Source organism: Cobetia sp. 1AS1 (genome assembly GCF_029846435.1).
Classification (GTDB): domain Bacteria; phylum Pseudomonadota; class Gammaproteobacteria; order Pseudomonadales; family Halomonadaceae; genus Cobetia; species Cobetia amphilecti.
On record NZ_JARWKU010000001.1, the window covers coordinates 278,935 to 294,092 of the forward strand.

Below are 15,158 nucleotides of genomic sequence, written 5' to 3' on the forward strand. Positions count from 1 at the left end.
AACGCGCGTTCAGACGCCAGCTCAGACGCCAGTTCAGGCGCGCGTGGCGATCAGCACCGCACGCCGCGGCGCCGGGTGGCCTTCGCGGGTCAGGCTCGGGTCAGCGGGATCGAGGAAGTCGCTCAGCGAGTGGTAGGTCATCCAGTCGGTGGCACGCTGCTCGTCCAGGGTGGTCACGGCTTCATCGACGATGCGCACGTCCTTGAAGCCGGCGCGCTCGCACCAGTGGGCCAGCGCCTGCGAGGAGGGCAGGAAGTAGACATTGGGCATCGCGGCGTAACGCTCGCCGGGCATCAGCACCGTCGTCACGTCACCTTCCACCACCAGGGTTTCCAGCACCAGCTCGCCGCCGGGACGCAGGGTGTCACGCAGCTGGAAGAGGTGGTCCATCGGCGAGGGGCGATGATAGAGCACGCCCATCGAGAACACGCTATCGAAGGCGCCCATCTTCGCTGGCACATCCTCGATGCCCACCGGCAGGAAGTGCAGATTGCGGCCCTGGGGGTGGTCCGCGCCGATGAAGTGGCGTACGGCATGGAACTGGCAGTAGAAGCGTGGCGAAGGGTCGATCACCAGCGTGAAGGTCGCGCCTGCACCGACCATGCGCCAGCCGTGGTAGCCATTGCCGCCGCCGACATCCAGCACGCGGCGATGGGTGAGATCCGACAGGTGCGGCGCGAGACGCTGCCACTTCCAGTCGGAGCGCCATTCGGTGTCGATATGGATCTCGTCGAGCTGATAGGGGCCCTTGCGCCACGGCATCATCGCACGCAGCAGGTTCTCGCTCTGGCGCAGCTGGCCGCTAGTCAGGCCAGTGGGAAAGCGTGCACCGACCCGGTCGGCATCCAGCTGTACATCGCGCGCGTCGGGCAGGGCGGGCAGCTTTTCCAGCGCGCCATGCCAGGCCTTGAGGTCGGCGTGACGCTTGCGGTCCAGGCCATTGGCCAGTTGCTCGGGCAGGGCGCCCAGCCAGCGGGCGAAGCCGTCGCCGACGGCGCCTGGCTCACAGGCAAGCTCGGTGAAGGCGCGGTAAAGGTCGCGGTCGTACGGGGAAATGCTCATGCGCTGGGTCGGGTCCGTGCAGGCGTAGCGGTCATTCGGCGGCTTTGAAGGCGACCATCGATGCGAAATTCAGGTATTGCAGCCAGGTGTGGCTGCGCTGGAAGCCGGCGCGCGCCAGGCGCTCGTGATGCGTGTTCAGACTGTCGGGCTTCATCACGTCCTCGAGGGCCTCACGTTTCTGGGAGATTTCCAGATCGGAGTAGCCGTTGGCGCGCTTGAAGTCATGATACCGTTCGATCAGCCAGGCATTCTCGACCGGATCATCGCTGATGATCTTCTCGGAGAGGATCAGCACGCCGCCGGGTTCCAGCGCCGCGAACAGCTTGTCGATCACGGCGTCGCGGTCTTCCGGCGGCAGGAACTGCAGCGTCAGATTGACCACGATCATGCCGGCCGGCTGATAGTCGAGGGTGCGAATGTCGGCTTCGGTGACGTTGATGCGGTGGTCGGGGAAGGCCTCGGCGAGTTCGCGGCTGGCGCGCTCGACCATCGGTCTGGACAGATCGACGGCTTCGATCTCGATATCCTCGGCGGCCATCTCGCGGGCCAGCGCCATGCTGGCAGCACCCAGTGAGCAGCCCAGATCATAGACCCGCGCGCCGGGGCGCAGGTGGGCGCGGGCCATCAGGCCCAGCATGGCGATGATCTGACCGTAACCCGGCACCGAGCGGCGCAGCATGTCCGGAAAGCAGCTGACGACCTGCTCGTCGAAGGAGAAGCTGGCGACACGGTCAAGGGGTGTCGTAAATATCGCGTCACGGTAAGATGCATCACTCATGGATCAAGGCTTCATCGGGCAGTGGGCCAGGGCGACATGCCTGTGGCCGAGGACCGGCCGGGCAGAGCGCCCCGTCGGGCCCGCCATTCTACGCATTCGGCGCCCGTGACGCACCCGTCACGGCCGGTGGGTGATGCCTCCATCAATCGATTTCAGGCCGGGCCATGCAGGGCCGGTCATTACACTTCAAGGAGAGAGGTGGCCATGTCCACTCAATCAGCGGCACGTTCTGCGCGTCGTAATACCCAGGCCTGGCAGGCTCTCGCGCGCCATCATCAAGAGCAGATGGCCGATGTGCATCTGAAGGACCTGTTCGCCGAGGATGCGGCGCAAGGGCGTGACCGAGTGGCGACCTTCACACGCTCTGCCGCGGGGCTGCGTCTGGATCTCTCCAAGCAGCGCCTCAAGGGCGAGACCTTGGAGCTGCTGCTGGAGCTGGCGCGCGAAACCGGCGTCGAGCAGGGCATCAAGCGCCTGCTGGCCGGTGAGCATGTCAATCGCTCCGAAGACCGTCCGGCGCTGCACGCCGCGCTGCGTCTGCCGCGCTCCGCCAGCCTCGAGGTGGACGGCGAGGATATCGTGCCGGCCATCCACGAGAGCCTCGAGCACCTGGCCGAGATGGTCGACACCTTCCACAGCGGCCAGTGGCGTGGCGCCACCGGCAAGCCGATCACCGACGTGGTCAACCTCGGTGTCGGTGGCTCGGACCTGGGCCCGCTGATGGTCTCCAGCGCCCTGAGCGATTGCCGCCCCAAGGACATCCACGAGATCGGCGTGCACTTCGCCTCGACCATGGATGGCTCCCAGCTGGCGGATTATCTGGAGTCCTTCAGCCCGGAAACCACGCTGTTCATCCTGTCCTCCAAGTCATTCTCGACCATCGACACGCTGTCCAATGCCCGCACTGCCCGCGACTGGCTGAAGTCACGCCTCGACCCGGAAGGGCGCCTGGAGGCGCTGATCAACCGTCAGCACTTCATCGGCGCTTCTGCCAAGCCGGAGAAGATGACCGAGTGGGGCATCGCGCCGGAACATCAGCTGCTGTTCTGGGATTGGGTCGGCGGGCGCTATTCGCTGTGGGGCACGATCGGTCTGCCCATCGCGCTCAATGTCGGCATGGACAACTTCCGTCGCCTGCTGGCCGGGGCGCATGAGCTGGATGAGCACTTCCGCACCGCGCCGCTGGAAGACAACCTGCCGGTGCTGCTGGCGCTGGCCGGGATCTGGAACAACAACTTCCTCGATATCCGCGCCCACTCCATCCTGCCCTACGATGGTCGCCTGGAATACTTCGCCAGCTACCTCGAGCAGCTGGAGATGGAATCCAACGGCAAGTCAGTGACCAACGATGGCGAGATGATCGACTACTCGACCTGTCCGGTGCTGTGGGGCCAGCTGGGGCCGAACGCTCAGCACGCCTTCTATCAGCTGCTGCACCAGGGCACCCAGGCGGTCGAGTGTGACTTCATCGCGCCGATGTGCCGTTATGATCACGTCGAGGACGCCGAGACACGCGCCCACCTCAAGGCACAGCACCGCCTGACGCTGGCCAACTGCTTCGCCCAGTCACGTGTGCTGATGCTGGGCGATGACGCCATCCCCGGTGATGAGGCGCAGCCGAACCACAAGCGCTACCGTGGCAATCAGCCGTCGACCACGCTGTTGCTGGAGACGCTGACACCGGAAACGCTGGGTGCGTTGATTGCGCTCTATGAGCAGAAGGTCTTCGTTCAGGCCACCATCTGGGATATCAACCCGTTCGATCAGTGGGGTGTGGAGCTGGGCAAGCAGATCGCCACCGCCACCGAAGCGACCATGACCACCGGCGAAGGCTTCGAGACGCTGGATGCCTCCAGCCGTGCGCTGATCGAAGCGGTGTGGGCAGCCCAGGATCAGGACCCGCGCTGAGCCCACGGCGGATGTGAGTGAGAGTGAGAGTGTGTGAGTGAGGGCATGCTGATATGCCATGCAAGACGAGCGGCGGCGTCAGTCGTCGCTCTCTGTTGATTTATACAGTATTCTCGCTATCCTATAAGCGAATCAATCGTTTACACTAGACAGCACGACGCGGACCGTCGAAATCCCTGCTTCCAGCGTATGAACGCTCGAGATATGCCCAGCCATCTTGAGGCGTGGGAGGGAAGGTTTCGCGGTCTGGCGTGTTGTCGGGAGTGCTGATGGCCAATTCCCCCTTTCCGTCAGATACGGCAGTGATGCACGCCACCGCGCCCGTCAAGGGTCTGCTGTATCTGCACGGCTTCAATTCGGCCAGTTGTTCGCCCAAGGCACGCTTGATGCAGCGCGCGGCAGAGCAGTTCGGCCTGCCGTGCGTGATGCCGGACATCCCCCCGGAGCCCGGCGCGGGTCAGGCGGCGGTCAACGCGGCCTATCTCACGTTGTGTGAGCGCCTGGCGCTGGACCCCGCAGACCCTGCCTGTGATGACGCCATCATGGTGATCGGCAGTTCCATGGGCGGCTTTCTGGCCACCTGGCTGGTCGCGCGTGAGGCCGCGCGCCTCGAGGGGCCGTCTGGTCCCTCTCAGAGCGTCTGGCGTCAGGGGCCGCGCAGCGTGCTGATCAATCCGGCCGTGCGTCCCGCGCGACTGGTCAGCGAATGGCTCGGTTCGGTGCATGCCAACCCCTATACCGGCGTGACGTTCACCGTCACCGAGGATTTCGGGCCCGGACTGCTCGCATTGGAAGCGGAACCGGTCACGGCGCAGCGCACCCTGGTGCTGTTGGCGACGGCCGATGAGACATTGGATGTCAATGATGCCGCAGGGCTCTATCAGGGAAGTCGCTTGATCATCACGCCGGGTGGCGATCACGGCTTTGCGCAGCTGGCGGAATACCTGCCGGCGATCATGGCGCATGGCGGGCACCGACTGGCCCCCGCCACCGCAGCGGCGATGCATGTCGCGCCGGACTAGCAGGTCATGTGCGTGGTGCTTTCTGCTACGAGACACCACGACCTGGCTGGGCACGGCACCTCTTGGCACGACATGGATTGGCACGACTTGGCAGGGCGTTCGATGCTGTACGCCAGGCGCCGGTCTCTCATTTTTCAGGAATCCGTTGTCCGTCTCGCGCACGTGAAATGGCGAGTCGGAGGGCGGACGTCAACACCAAGGACACAAGGCTGCGATGAGTCAGTACAGCGCCAGTTCCATTGAGGTCCTCTCCGGCCTCGAACCGGTCCGCAAGCGGCCCGGCATGTATACCGACACTTCTCGGCCCAACCATCTGGCGCAGGAAGTCATCGACAACTCCGTCGATGAGGCGCTGGCGGGGCACGCGAAGGAAATCCGCGTGCGCCTGCTCGAGAATGGCGGTATCGAGGTCGGCGATGACGGTCGTGGCATGCCCACCGACATCCACCCCGAGCATGGCGTGACCGGCATCGAGCTGATCCTCACCAAGCTGCACGCGGGGGGCAAGTTCTCCCAGGACAGCTATCGCTTTTCCGGCGGCCTGCACGGCGTGGGCGTCTCGGTGGTCAATGCGCTGTCGACACGTCTGGAAGTGGAAGTGTGCCGCGATGGCCTGCGTCAGCGCATCGCCTTCGAGAATGGCGAGAAGGCCGAGGAGCTGACCCAGATCGGCACCGTCGGCAAGCGCAATACCGGCACCCTGGTGCGCTTCTGGCCGGACGAGAGTTACTTCGATAGCCCGCGCCTGGCGATGCCGCGTCTGCGCCACCTGCTGCGTGCCAAGGCCGTGCTGTGTCCGGGCCTCAAGGTCGTGCTCATCGAGACCGATGGCAGCGAGACGACCTGGCACTACGAGGATGGCCTGCGCGATTACCTGCTCGGCGCCACGGATGGCTTCGAGCGCCTGCCGGAATCGCCGTTCGTCGGCCATTTCGAGGATGAGGAGCACGGGGTCGACTGGGCGATCCAGTGGCTGCCGGAAGGCGGCGAGCTGGTGCAGGAACCCTACGTCAACCTGATCCCCACGCCGCTGGGCGGCACCCACGTCAACGGCCTGCGCTCCGGCCTGCTCGAGGCGCTCAAGGAATTCTGCGACTACCGCAGCCTGCTGCCGCGTGGCGTCAAGCTGAGCGCGGATGACCTGTGGGAGCGCGCCGCCTTCGTGCTGTCGGTGAAGATGCTCGATCCACAGTTCGCCGGCCAGACCAAGGAACGTCTGTCCTCGCGCAGCGTCGCCGCCTTCGTCTCCGGCGTGGTCAAGGACGCCTTCTCGCTGTGGCTCAACCACCATGTCGATCAGGCCGAAGCGCTGGCGGAACTGGTGATCTCGGCGGCCCAGCGCCGTCTGAAGAGCGCCAAGAAGGTCGCGCGCAAGAAGGTCACCTCCGGGCCTGCGCTGCCGGGCAAGCTCTCGGACTGCTCAAGCTCCGACCCTGCCGACAGCGAGCTGTTTCTGGTCGAGGGTGACTCCGCCGGCGGCAGCGCCAAGCAGGGCCGCAACCGCGAGACCCAGGCGATCCTGCCGCTGCGTGGCAAGATCCTCAATACCTGGGAAGTCGAGTCGCATGACATCTACTCCTCCCAGGAAGTCCACGACATCGCGGTCGCCATCGGCCTGGACCCGGGCTCGGATGACCTCACCAAGCTGCGCTATCACAAGGTCTGCATCCTGGCGGATGCCGACTCCGATGGTCTGCACATCGCCACGCTGCTGTGCGCGCTGTTCGTGCGTCACTTCCCGGCGCTGGTGGATGCCGGGCGCGTCTTCGTCGCCATGCCGCCGCTGTACCGCATCGACCTGGGCAAGGAAGTACATTACGCCCTGGACGAGAGCGAGAAGGCGCACATCCTCAAGCAGCTCGAGAGCAAGCGTGGCACGCCCAATGTGCAGCGCTTCAAGGGTCTGGGTGAGATGAATCCGCTGCAGCTGCGCGAAACGACCATGGCGCCGGACACCCGCCGTCTGGTGCAGCTGACGCGCAGTGCGGATGACGGCACCCACGAGATGCTCGACATGCTGCTGGCCAAGAAGCGCGCCAGTGATCGCAAGAGTTGGCTCGAGGACTACGGCAACATGGCCGATATCGAGGTCTGATCATCGGTTGAGCTGCAAGAGAAGACAAGCTGCGCGACAGCATTCTTTCGGGAGCGCCACAGTCAGGCGCTCCCCGGTTTTACGCTCGTAATCAAGGTCAAGCGCCCATGAGCATGGATATCCAGGTTGCGGAGGGTGACGTCGAACGTCTGGCCCTGCGCGACTACACCGAAAAGGCGTACCTCGACTACTCGATGTACGTGATTCTCGACCGCGCCCTGCCGCATGTCGGCGATGGCATGAAGCCGGTGCAGCGCCGCATCGTCTACGCCATGCGCGAACTGTCTCTGACGGCCAACGCCAAGTACAAGAAGTCGGCGCGTACCGTCGGCGACGTGCTGGGCAAGTTCCACCCCCACGGCGACAGCGCCTGTTACGAGGCGATGGTGCTGATGGCGCAGCCGTTCAGCTATCGCTATCCGCTGGTGGATGGCCAGGGCAACTGGGGTAGTCAGGATGACCCCAAGTCCTTCGCGGCCATGCGTTACACCGAATCGCGGCTGTCGAAGTACTCCGAGGTGCTGCTGTCCGAGCTCTCCCAGGGCACCGTCGACTGGGTGCCCAACTTCGATGGCACCATGAACGAGCCCAAGGTGCTGCCGGCGCGTCTGCCCAATGTGCTGCTCAACGGCACCACCGGTATCGCGGTGGGCATGGCCACCGACATCCCGCCGCACAACGTGCATGAAGTCGTGGCCGCCACCCGCCATCTGCTGCGCCATCCGGACTCCGACAGCGATCAGCTGATGGAATATCTGCCGGCACCGGACTTCCCCACCGAGGCGGAGATCATCACGCCGCGCACCGACCTCGCCAAGCTCTACCGCACCGGTCGTGGCAGCGTGAAGATGCGCGCCCGCTACGTGCTGGAAGAGGGCGATATCGTGATCACGGCACTGCCGTATCAGGTCTCCGGCGCCAAGGTGATCGAGCAGATCGCCGCCCAGATGCAGGCCAAGAAGCTGCCGATGGTCGCGGACCTGCGTGATGAATCCGACCACGAGAACCCGACGCGCCTGCTGATTCAGCCGCGCTCCAATCGTGTCGATATCGAAGGCCTGATGGCGCACCTGTTCGCCACCACGGACCTCGAGAAGAACGCGCGCGTCAACATGAACGTCATCGACCTCAAGGGGCGCCCGCGGGTGATGGCGCTGCACGAGATGCTGGCCGAGTGGCTGCGCTATCGTCGCGCCACCGTGCGTCGTCGCCTCGAACATCGTCTGGCCAAGGTCGAGGACCGTCTGCATATCCTCGAGGGTCTGCTGACGGCTTATCTGAATCTCGACGAGGTGATTCGCATCATCCGCGAGGAGGAGGACCCCAAGGCCAGCCTGATCGAGACCTTCCAGCTCTCCGAGCGTCAGGCCGAGGCGATCCTCGAGCTGCGTCTGCGTCATCTGGCACGTCTTGAAGAGATGAAGCTGCGTGGTGAGCAGGACGAGCTCAAGCGCGAGCGCAAGCACCTCAAGCATCTGCTGGGCAACGACGAGGCACTGACGGACCTGATCGACAGTGAGCTTGAGCAGGCCGCCACCGACTTCGGTGATGCACGTCGCTCGCCGCTGGTCGAGCGCGGCGAAGCCAAGGCGCTGTCGGAAGTCGAGCTGATGGGCGCCGACCCGATCACCGTCGCGCTGTCCGAGAAGGGCTGGATCCGTGCCGCCAAGGGGCATGATATCGACCCCGAAGGCCTGTCCTACAAGGCCGGCGACCGCTTCCATCTGGCGGCGCGCGGCAAGACCAATCAGCCGCTGGTGCTGCTGGATGACACCGGGCGTGCCTACACCCTGGCCGCGCACAATCTGCCCAGTGCGCGCGGGCAGGGCGAGCCGATCACCGGGCGCATGAATCCGGCGGCGGGGGCGGCGATGGTCGGGCTGCTGCTCGATGCGCCTTCCGCGCGCTATCTGCTGGCCTCCGATGGCGGCTATGGCTTCGTGACCACGCTCGAACAGCTCACCGGCAAGAACAAGTCCGGCAAGGCGGCGCTGACCTTGCCGCGCGGCTGTGCGGTGCTGCCGCCGGTCGAGGTGCCGACAGTGCCGGAGGCTGCCGATGGCACGCCCGCGGCCCTGGAAGTGGCGGTGGTGTCCAACGAAGGGCGCCTGCTGGTCTTCCCGCTCTCCGAACTGCCCGAGATGTCCAAGGGCAAGGGCAACAAGATGCTGTCGATTCCGGGCGAACGCGCCGCCAACCGCGAGGAGTTCGTGCGCTCGCTGGTGGTCTTGCCCGCCAGCGCGACCCTGGTGGTGCATGCCGGCAAGCGCAAGACCCTGCTCAAGGGGGCGGATCTCGATTATTATCGTGGCGAGCGTGGCCGCCGCGGCAGCAAGCTGCCCAAGGGCTTCCAGAAGGTCGACCGTCTGGCCGTCGATAGTTGAATCCGGGCCGGATGGCCTGGCTTGTTAGCTGAGGTGCGTCGGCGTTGACGCCGACATGCCCCGTGGGCGACACCTTGATGATTCATTGCTCAGGAATGATTTTCCAATGACACAACGTATCTTGATCCGTGCCACCGGTACGGCTCGTCCAGGACAGCTGGCAGGGCTTGGTCAGGCGCTGGCGCGCAGCGGCGCACGACTGCTGGACATTAATCAGAGCGTGACCTTCGGGCTGGTGTCGCTGGAAGCGCTGGTGGCTCTCGGCGCGGAGTCCGACCTGGAGGCCGCGCTGGCCGCCGCCGGTGAACAGCTGGGGCTGGATGTGCAGGCCGTGCAGGTCGGTGCTGAAGAATATGCGCGCTGGAGCCATCAGGCGGAGCGCCCGCGCTGGATTCTGACGCTGCTGGCGCCGTGTCTGCCGGCCGGCATTCTGGCCGAGGTCGGTGGCCTGACGGCAGAATTCGGCATCACCGTCGAGCTGATGCATCGTCTGTCGGGGCGTGAGCCGCTGGATGGCGAGTCACCGGCCGAAGGCGCCTGTGTCGAGTGCTGGCTGCGCCTGCCGGAGAGTGGCACCGACATCAACGCCCTGCGCGAGAAGGCGCTGGCGCTGGGCGCGCTGCACGGTGTCGATATCGCGATCCAGGAAGACGATATCTGGCGTCGGCATCGTCGCCTGATCTGCTTCGACATGGATTCGACGCTGATCCAGACCGAAGTGATCGACGAGCTGGCGCGTCGTCACGGTGTCGGCGAGGAAGTCTCGGAAGTCACCGAGCGTGCCATGCGGGGCGAGCTGGACTTCAAGGAAAGCTTCCGCGAACGCATGAGCAAGCTGGAAGGCCTGGATGAGTCGGTGCTGGCCGATATCGCCGCCAATCTGCCGCTGATGGATGGGGTCGAGCGCCTGATGGCCAACCTGAAGGCGCTGGGCTATCGCACCGCGATCCTGTCCGGCGGCTTCACCTACTTCGCGCGTCATCTTCAGCAGCTGCTGGGCTTCGATGAGATCCACGCCAATGAGCTGGTGATCGTCAATGGCAAGGTCACCGGTGAAGTGCGCGAGCCGATCGTCGATGCCGAGCGCAAGGCGCTGCTGCTGCGCGAAATCGCCGAGCGTCATGGCCTGCGCATGGAGCAGACCATCGCCGTCGGTGACGGTGCCAATGACCTCAAGATGCTGGCCGAGGCGGGGCTGGGCATCGCCTTCCGCGCCAAGCCGCTGGTGCGTGAACAGGCGCGCCAGTCGATCTCGACTCTGGGCCTGGATGCCGTGCTCTACCTGATGGGCTATCGCCAGCAGGATCTCGAGCACTGATCCGTGATTCAGCCGCTGAACGCCTGTGCTGAGTGACAAGCCAGTGTGTGAGTGACAACGCCCCCATCGCCGCCGCGATGGGGGCGTTGTCGTCTGGTCATCAGGTCATAGAATAGTCCCAAAGCAGCAATGCGCTTTCGGGTGTGAGGGCTAGACTGGAGGGGAAGCGCCGACGACTCGTCGCTCGTCAGTTGACGCCACACTGAAACGCCACTCGCCACGCCGTCAGGAGTTTGCCCATGCCGTCACCCTATGACGATGAACTGCACCTGCTGTGCCTGTTTCCGCATGATGCCGCCCTCAAGGGTTTGAAGATTCGCCACGATGCCAGTCCCGACATGGTGGCCGCCGCCGAGCGTCTGCATGCCAAGGGGTTGACCACGCTGCCGGATGGCGGCTATCTGACGTCGGTGGGCCGTGAGGCCGCCGAACACGCCCATCGTCTCAATGACCTGCTTCACGTCCCGATGGCCATGACGGGCACCTGAGTTCGCCCACTGGCTTGAATCGCTGATCGCGAGAAGGAAAAACGCCCCGTGGCTTTCGGTCACGGGGTGTTTTCGTCTGCGGTCTCAGGGGCGGTGAGTCACCCGTGCGCTCAGGCCTTGTGCTTGCGATAGGTCGCGCGGGTGATCTCGACGATCTCCACGCTGACTTCGCGGGCCGCCTCGCAGTGAGGCTTGAGGGCCTCCATCAGGATATCCGCCAGGCGCGACTTGTCGTCATCGCTGCGGCCTTCCAGCTGGTGGCAGTGCAGATTGACGAAGCCGTGCTTGTGCGCCAGCGGTGCCTGATTGCCTGCCAGACGCCAGTGGCGCCAGCTTTCCGCGCGCACCTTGATGTCGGTTTCCTTGAACAGGCCACTTTGCATGGCAGCGGCATGCAGGTCATCCATGATCGCGTCCATGTCGAGGCTGGGGGCCAGACTGTCGGCATAATCAATGACGAGATGAGGCATGTGATGGGCTCCTTGAGGATGGCCACGCCTCTCGGGGCGTGTGCCGATGATGAAATTGGCCAGCGATAGTAGCAAATTTTGTGCAGCACGCCGCCTGTTGTTGCAGCACGCTGCCAGTGCGCCATTCACGCGCTGGCGATGATACCCGTCAGGTTGAGCGAAGATGGCTCTCCCTCGTCGCCCGCGGGGGAAGACGCCGAAGGGCCAGTGGCGGCGCCGACTCCCGGATGTGTCTTGGACTCCGTGGGCTTGGACACTGTGGGCTTGGACAGAGGTGTCTTGGAGCGTCGTCCGGGCACTTCACGTACCAGGCGCGGCATCAGGAAGCCGGGCAGGTGCTCAAGCAGCGCTTCCATCAGGTTGCAGGCTTCTTCATCGCTGACCGCGAAGTGGGCGGCACCTTGCACGGGGTCGAAGGCATGCAGGTAGTAGGGCAGTACGCCGCACTCGAAGAGGCGCTCGGCGAGGGCCGTCTGCACTTCCACGCTGTCATTGACGCCGCGCAGGATGACTCCCTGGTTGAGCAGGGTGACGCCGGCGCTCTTGAGGCGAGTCATGGCGGCAGCGACGGCGTCGTCCAGCTCGTTGGCATGGTTGGTGTGAATGACCAGCACCTTCTGCAGGCGTGTGGCACCCAGCCAGCCGAGCAGCTCGTCATTGACGCGGTCCGGAATCACCACCGGCAGGCGCGTGTGGATGCGCAGGCGCTTGAGATGCGGAATCTCGCCCAGCGACTCCACCAGCCACGCCAGGCGCTTGTCGGGGGAGACCAGCGGGTCGCCGCCGGACAGGATCACCTCATGGATGCGCTCGTCGGCACGCAGGTAGTCGAGGATATCCTGCCACTGCGCGCGGCTGGGCTGGTGGTCGTCATAGGGGAAGTGACGGCGGAAGCAGTAGCGGCAGTTGATCGCGCAGCCGCCGCTGGCCATCAGCAGCACCCGGTTGGTGTACTTGTGGATCAGCCCCGGCAGCGGCGTATGCTCGGCCTCTTCCAGCGGATCGGTGACGTAGCCGTCGAGCACGTCGGTCTCGGCGTCCAGCGGCAGCACCTGGCGCAGCAGTGGGTCGTCGGGGTCATTGGCGCGAATGCGGCTGGCATAGGCCTCGGGCACGCGGATCGCGAACAGTTCATGGCCGTCGCGGGCGCCCGGCAGCCACTCGCGCTCCAGTCCCAGGCGCTCCAGCAGGGCCTGTGGAGAGCGGATCACGTCGCGTAGCTGTGCACGCCAGTCATTCGGGGCAGACGGGGCTTCACCGGCAGATGAGAAGGCCTCTGAGGCACGACTTTCGTGGCTGGTGTGCGGGATGGTATGCAAGGATGCAGGGGTTCGGGTTATCATGCGCATCACTTCTAGTCATGATTGCAGCCAATTGACTGCAATCTGGAATTCATGGCGGGCAAGACCCGTTAACGAGTCGAGAGCGAGCAAGATGGCCAACTATTCTACCAACGAATTCAAGTCCGGTCTGAAAGTGATGCTGGACAATGATCCCTGTGCCATCGTCGATAACGAACTGGTCAAGCCGGGCAAGGGCCAGGCCTTCAACCGCGTCAAGCTGCGCAACCTGAAGACCGGTCGTGTATGGGAGCGTACTTTCAAGTCCGGCGAGAGCATCGAAGCCGCCGATGTCATGGAAGTCGACATGGAATACCTCTACACCGACGGTGAGATGTGGCACTTCATGCGTACCGATGGCTCCTTCGAGCAGTACGCTGTCGATGGCAAGGCGCTGGGCGACACGGTCAAGTGGCTGAAAGAGCAGGTCGTCTACACCATCACGCTGTGGAACGACAACGCGATCGCCGTCACCGCGCCGAACTTCATCGAGCTGGAAGTCGTCGAGACGGACCCGGGTCTCAAGGGCGACACCGCCAACGGTGGCTCCAAGCCGGCGACCCTGTCTTCCGGTGCCGTGGTGCGTGTGCCGCTGTTCATCAACCAGGGCGAAGTCCTCAAGGTTGATACCCGCAGCGCCGAGTACGTGTCTCGCGCCTGAGCCCTTTCGCTCACGCCGTGAACACCCTGATGCCTCGCCTCGTGCGGGGCATCATCGTTTGTGCTGCTCATTCGTGCTCCTCATTCCTGCTGGTCGGTCGTGCAGGGTGATCGTGTCGATCAGCCCTCGCGATAGGCCAGCGTTCACCGCTGATCCCTTCCTCGAGCCTGTCCATGTCTGATGCCGATTCTTCCGCCGCTGCTTCACCTCTCTCAGCCGCTGCCGCGCCAGGCGCCGCCCTGGCAGAGGACTGGGCGCCCACTGCCACGCGCGAGCGGCTCGTCCAGCGCGCGCGTCTGATGAGTGAGGTGCGCACCTTCTTCGCCGAGCGTGAGGTGCTGGAGGTGGAAACGCCGGTGCTGGGGCAGGCCGGTTCGACGGATGTCGGTCTCGCGTCATTGTCCTTGACCGCACAGCTGCCGGGCGAGCGTGAGCGCGTGCCGATGTGGCTGCAGACGTCGCCGGAATTTCACATGAAGCGATTGCTGGCGGCCGGCAGCGGGCCGATCTTCCAGATCGCGCGTGCCTTCCGCGATGGCGAGGTCAGCCGCCGCCACAATCCCGAGTTCTGCATGCTGGAGTGGTATCGCCCCGGCATGAGCCTTGAGGCGCTGATGACGGAGACCTGCGAGTTGATCCGGCGCGTGATGGCGCTCGGGGCACAGTTGACCGGTCAGCCGTCGTTGCTCAATGAGTCACAAGGCGCCCAGGCCAGGCCTGCCATCACGCCTTACCGTGCGCTGTTTCGCCGTGTGCTGGCGCTGGACCCCTTCACGGCCTCGCTTGAGGAGCTACGAGCCGCCTGTGCGCGAGAATGTGAGGTCGCGGCTGACGACTGGTCGCATGAGACCTGCCTGGATGCGCTGATGAGTCTGGTGATCGAGCCGACTCTTGGCTCAGGGTCACAGGGCGCAGAAGCACAGGGCGCAGGAGCGCAGGGGCCAGGGTCAGAGGGGATAGAAGCGCAGGGACAAGCCACCGTGGAGCTGGTCACCGAGTATCCGGCCGCGCAGGCTGCCTTGGCGCGCAAGCATCAGGACAGTGAGGGTGATTGGGTGGCGTCGCGTTTCGAGGCCTATGTGGCGGGCATCGAGCTGGCCAACGGCTATGACGAGCTGACCGATGCCAGTGAGCAGGCGGCGCGCTTTGCCGAAGACAATGCCGCGCGAGTCGCCCAGGGTCTGCCTGAGGTGGCGGCGGACCAGCGCCTGGTGGCGGCCTTGCAGGCGGGGATGCCCGCGGGGAGCGGGGTGGCGCTGGGGCTGGATCGCCTGATCATGTTGGCGCTGGGAGAGCGCGATATCTCGGCGGTCATCGCTTTTCCGGCATCACGTGCTTGAGAGCCGATATGAGAGGCAGCTTTCGATGTGATTTGCGTGAATCCCAGCGTTTATTGCCAACACGCTTGCCGAGCGTGCGTCGACTAGACTGTAGAGGTCAGCGTGGAGGGTTGGCGCTTGCCTGCGAAGCCCGCAGACAAGGTGATGGCAGGACCAAGGCAATGGTCGCAGCGGGTCTTCTTTTATCGGGCATGGTGAAAGAAGGCGACAGATGATGGCTCGAACCCTCGGAGCCTTCGAGGCATCATCCGGCAGTCGCGTCGTGAGAGCGTGACGCCCGTCATGGAGGACT

12 protein-coding genes are annotated in these 15,158 nt (G+C 64.6%); 8 read left to right on the plus strand and 4 right to left on the minus strand.

Annotation, left to right across the window (positions count from 1 at the left end; all coding sequences use genetic code 11):
• Positions 1 to 33: 33 nt before the first annotated feature.
• Both cmoB and cmoA read right to left on the minus strand, forming a co-directional pair.
• Positions 34 to 1,062, minus strand: coding sequence for a tRNA 5-methoxyuridine(34)/uridine 5-oxyacetic acid(34) synthase CmoB (gene cmoB, locus QD280_RS01235; RefSeq protein ID WP_279838083.1), 1,029 nt, complete (start codon positions 1,060 to 1,062; stop codon positions 34 to 36).
• A 31-nt stretch (positions 1,063 to 1,093) separates the two neighbouring features.
• Positions 1,094 to 1,840 carry a carboxy-S-adenosyl-L-methionine synthase CmoA gene (gene cmoA, locus QD280_RS01240; protein ID WP_043335167.1) on the minus strand — a complete coding sequence of 249 codons (747 nt, stop codon included), beginning with the start codon at positions 1,838 to 1,840 and terminating at the stop codon, positions 1,094 to 1,096.
• Positions 1,841 to 2,044: 204 nt separating this feature from the next.
• Between cmoA and pgi the strand changes: the two genes are divergently transcribed.
• The 6 genes from pgi to QD280_RS01270 all read left to right on the plus strand — a co-directional run bounded on the left by pgi (position 2,045) and on the right by QD280_RS01270 (position 11,055).
• Positions 2,045 to 3,748 (plus strand): glucose-6-phosphate isomerase, encoded by a 1,704-nt coding sequence (gene pgi, locus QD280_RS01245; protein WP_279838084.1) that lies wholly within the window; start codon positions 2,045 to 2,047, stop codon positions 3,746 to 3,748.
• Between the two features lie 269 nt (positions 3,749 to 4,017).
• Complete coding sequence (locus QD280_RS01250; RefSeq protein WP_225996379.1) at positions 4,018 to 4,770, plus strand: YqiA/YcfP family alpha/beta fold hydrolase; 753 nt, start codon at positions 4,018 to 4,020, stop codon at positions 4,768 to 4,770.
• A 214-nt stretch (positions 4,771 to 4,984) separates the two neighbouring features.
• The gene (parE, locus tag QD280_RS01255) at positions 4,985 to 6,865 is read left to right on the plus strand and encodes a DNA topoisomerase IV subunit B (RefSeq protein WP_043335172.1); all 1,881 of its coding nucleotides are present in this window, start codon (positions 4,985 to 4,987) and stop codon (positions 6,863 to 6,865) included.
• 107 nt (positions 6,866 to 6,972) lie between these two features.
• The gene (parC, locus tag QD280_RS01260; protein ID WP_279838085.1) at positions 6,973 to 9,249 is read left to right on the plus strand and encodes a DNA topoisomerase IV subunit A; all 2,277 of its coding nucleotides are present in this window, start codon (positions 6,973 to 6,975) and stop codon (positions 9,247 to 9,249) included.
• A gap of 106 nt (positions 9,250 to 9,355) precedes the next feature.
• A complete protein-coding gene (serB, locus tag QD280_RS01265) occupies positions 9,356 to 10,567 on the plus strand; it encodes a phosphoserine phosphatase SerB (protein ID WP_131431580.1) in 1,212 nt (403 codons plus the stop codon).
• Positions 10,568 to 10,806: 239 nt separating this feature from the next.
• The gene (locus QD280_RS01270) at positions 10,807 to 11,055 is read left to right on the plus strand and encodes a TIGR02647 family protein (protein ID WP_043335179.1); all 249 of its coding nucleotides are present in this window, start codon (positions 10,807 to 10,809) and stop codon (positions 11,053 to 11,055) included.
• A gap of 110 nt (positions 11,056 to 11,165) precedes the next feature.
• Here QD280_RS01270 and QD280_RS01275 read toward each other — a convergent pair whose 3' ends face one another.
• The gene (locus tag QD280_RS01275) at positions 11,166 to 11,525 is read right to left on the minus strand and encodes a 5-carboxymethyl-2-hydroxymuconate Delta-isomerase (protein ID WP_043335180.1); all 360 of its coding nucleotides are present in this window, start codon (positions 11,523 to 11,525) and stop codon (positions 11,166 to 11,168) included.
• 125 nt (positions 11,526 to 11,650) lie between these two features.
• On the minus strand, positions 11,651 to 12,868 hold the full coding sequence (epmB, locus tag QD280_RS01280) for an EF-P beta-lysylation protein EpmB (RefSeq protein WP_279838086.1): 1,218 nt from the start codon (positions 12,866 to 12,868) through the stop codon (positions 11,651 to 11,653).
• Between the two features lie 91 nt (positions 12,869 to 12,959).
• On the opposite strand from epmB, the gene efp reads away from it, so the two are divergent.
• Entirely contained in the window at positions 12,960 to 13,526 is a 567-nt protein-coding gene (gene efp, locus QD280_RS01285; RefSeq protein WP_043335182.1) for an elongation factor P, read from the plus strand.
• 239 nt (positions 13,527 to 13,765) lie between these two features.
• Positions 13,766 to 14,866, plus strand: a complete 1,101-nt coding sequence (locus QD280_RS01290) for an EF-P lysine aminoacylase GenX (RefSeq protein WP_279838381.1) — start codon at positions 13,766 to 13,768, stop codon at positions 14,864 to 14,866.
• The last annotated feature ends 292 nt before the right edge of the window (positions 14,867 to 15,158 follow it).

Excerpts from the sequence above, each read along its gene's own strand:
- QD280_RS01275 (WP_043335180.1), bottom strand. The coding sequence starts at position 11,525 with ATGCCTCATCTCGTCATTGATTATGCCGACAGTCTGGCCCCCAGCCTC.
- parE (WP_043335172.1), top strand. The coding sequence starts at position 4,985 with ATGAGTCAGTACAGCGCCAGTTCCATTGAGGTCCTCTCCGGCCTCGAA.
- serB (WP_131431580.1), top strand. The coding sequence starts at position 9,356 with ATGACACAACGTATCTTGATCCGTGCCACCGGTACGGCTCGTCCAGGA.
- cmoA (WP_043335167.1), bottom strand. The coding sequence starts at position 1,840 with ATGAGTGATGCATCTTACCGTGACGCGATATTTACGACACCCCTTGAC.
- QD280_RS01250 (WP_225996379.1), top strand. The coding sequence starts at position 4,018 with ATGGCCAATTCCCCCTTTCCGTCAGATACGGCAGTGATGCACGCCACC.
- efp (WP_043335182.1), top strand. The coding sequence starts at position 12,960 with ATGGCCAACTATTCTACCAACGAATTCAAGTCCGGTCTGAAAGTGATG.
- QD280_RS01270 (WP_043335179.1), top strand. The coding sequence starts at position 10,807 with ATGCCGTCACCCTATGACGATGAACTGCACCTGCTGTGCCTGTTTCCG.
- parC (WP_279838085.1), top strand. The coding sequence starts at position 6,973 with ATGAGCATGGATATCCAGGTTGCGGAGGGTGACGTCGAACGTCTGGCC.
- cmoB (WP_279838083.1), bottom strand. The coding sequence starts at position 1,062 with ATGAGCATTTCCCCGTACGACCGCGACCTTTACCGCGCCTTCACCGAG.
- epmB (WP_279838086.1), bottom strand. The coding sequence starts at position 12,868 with ATGATAACCCGAACCCCTGCATCCTTGCATACCATCCCGCACACCAGC.
- pgi (WP_279838084.1), top strand. The coding sequence starts at position 2,045 with ATGTCCACTCAATCAGCGGCACGTTCTGCGCGTCGTAATACCCAGGCC.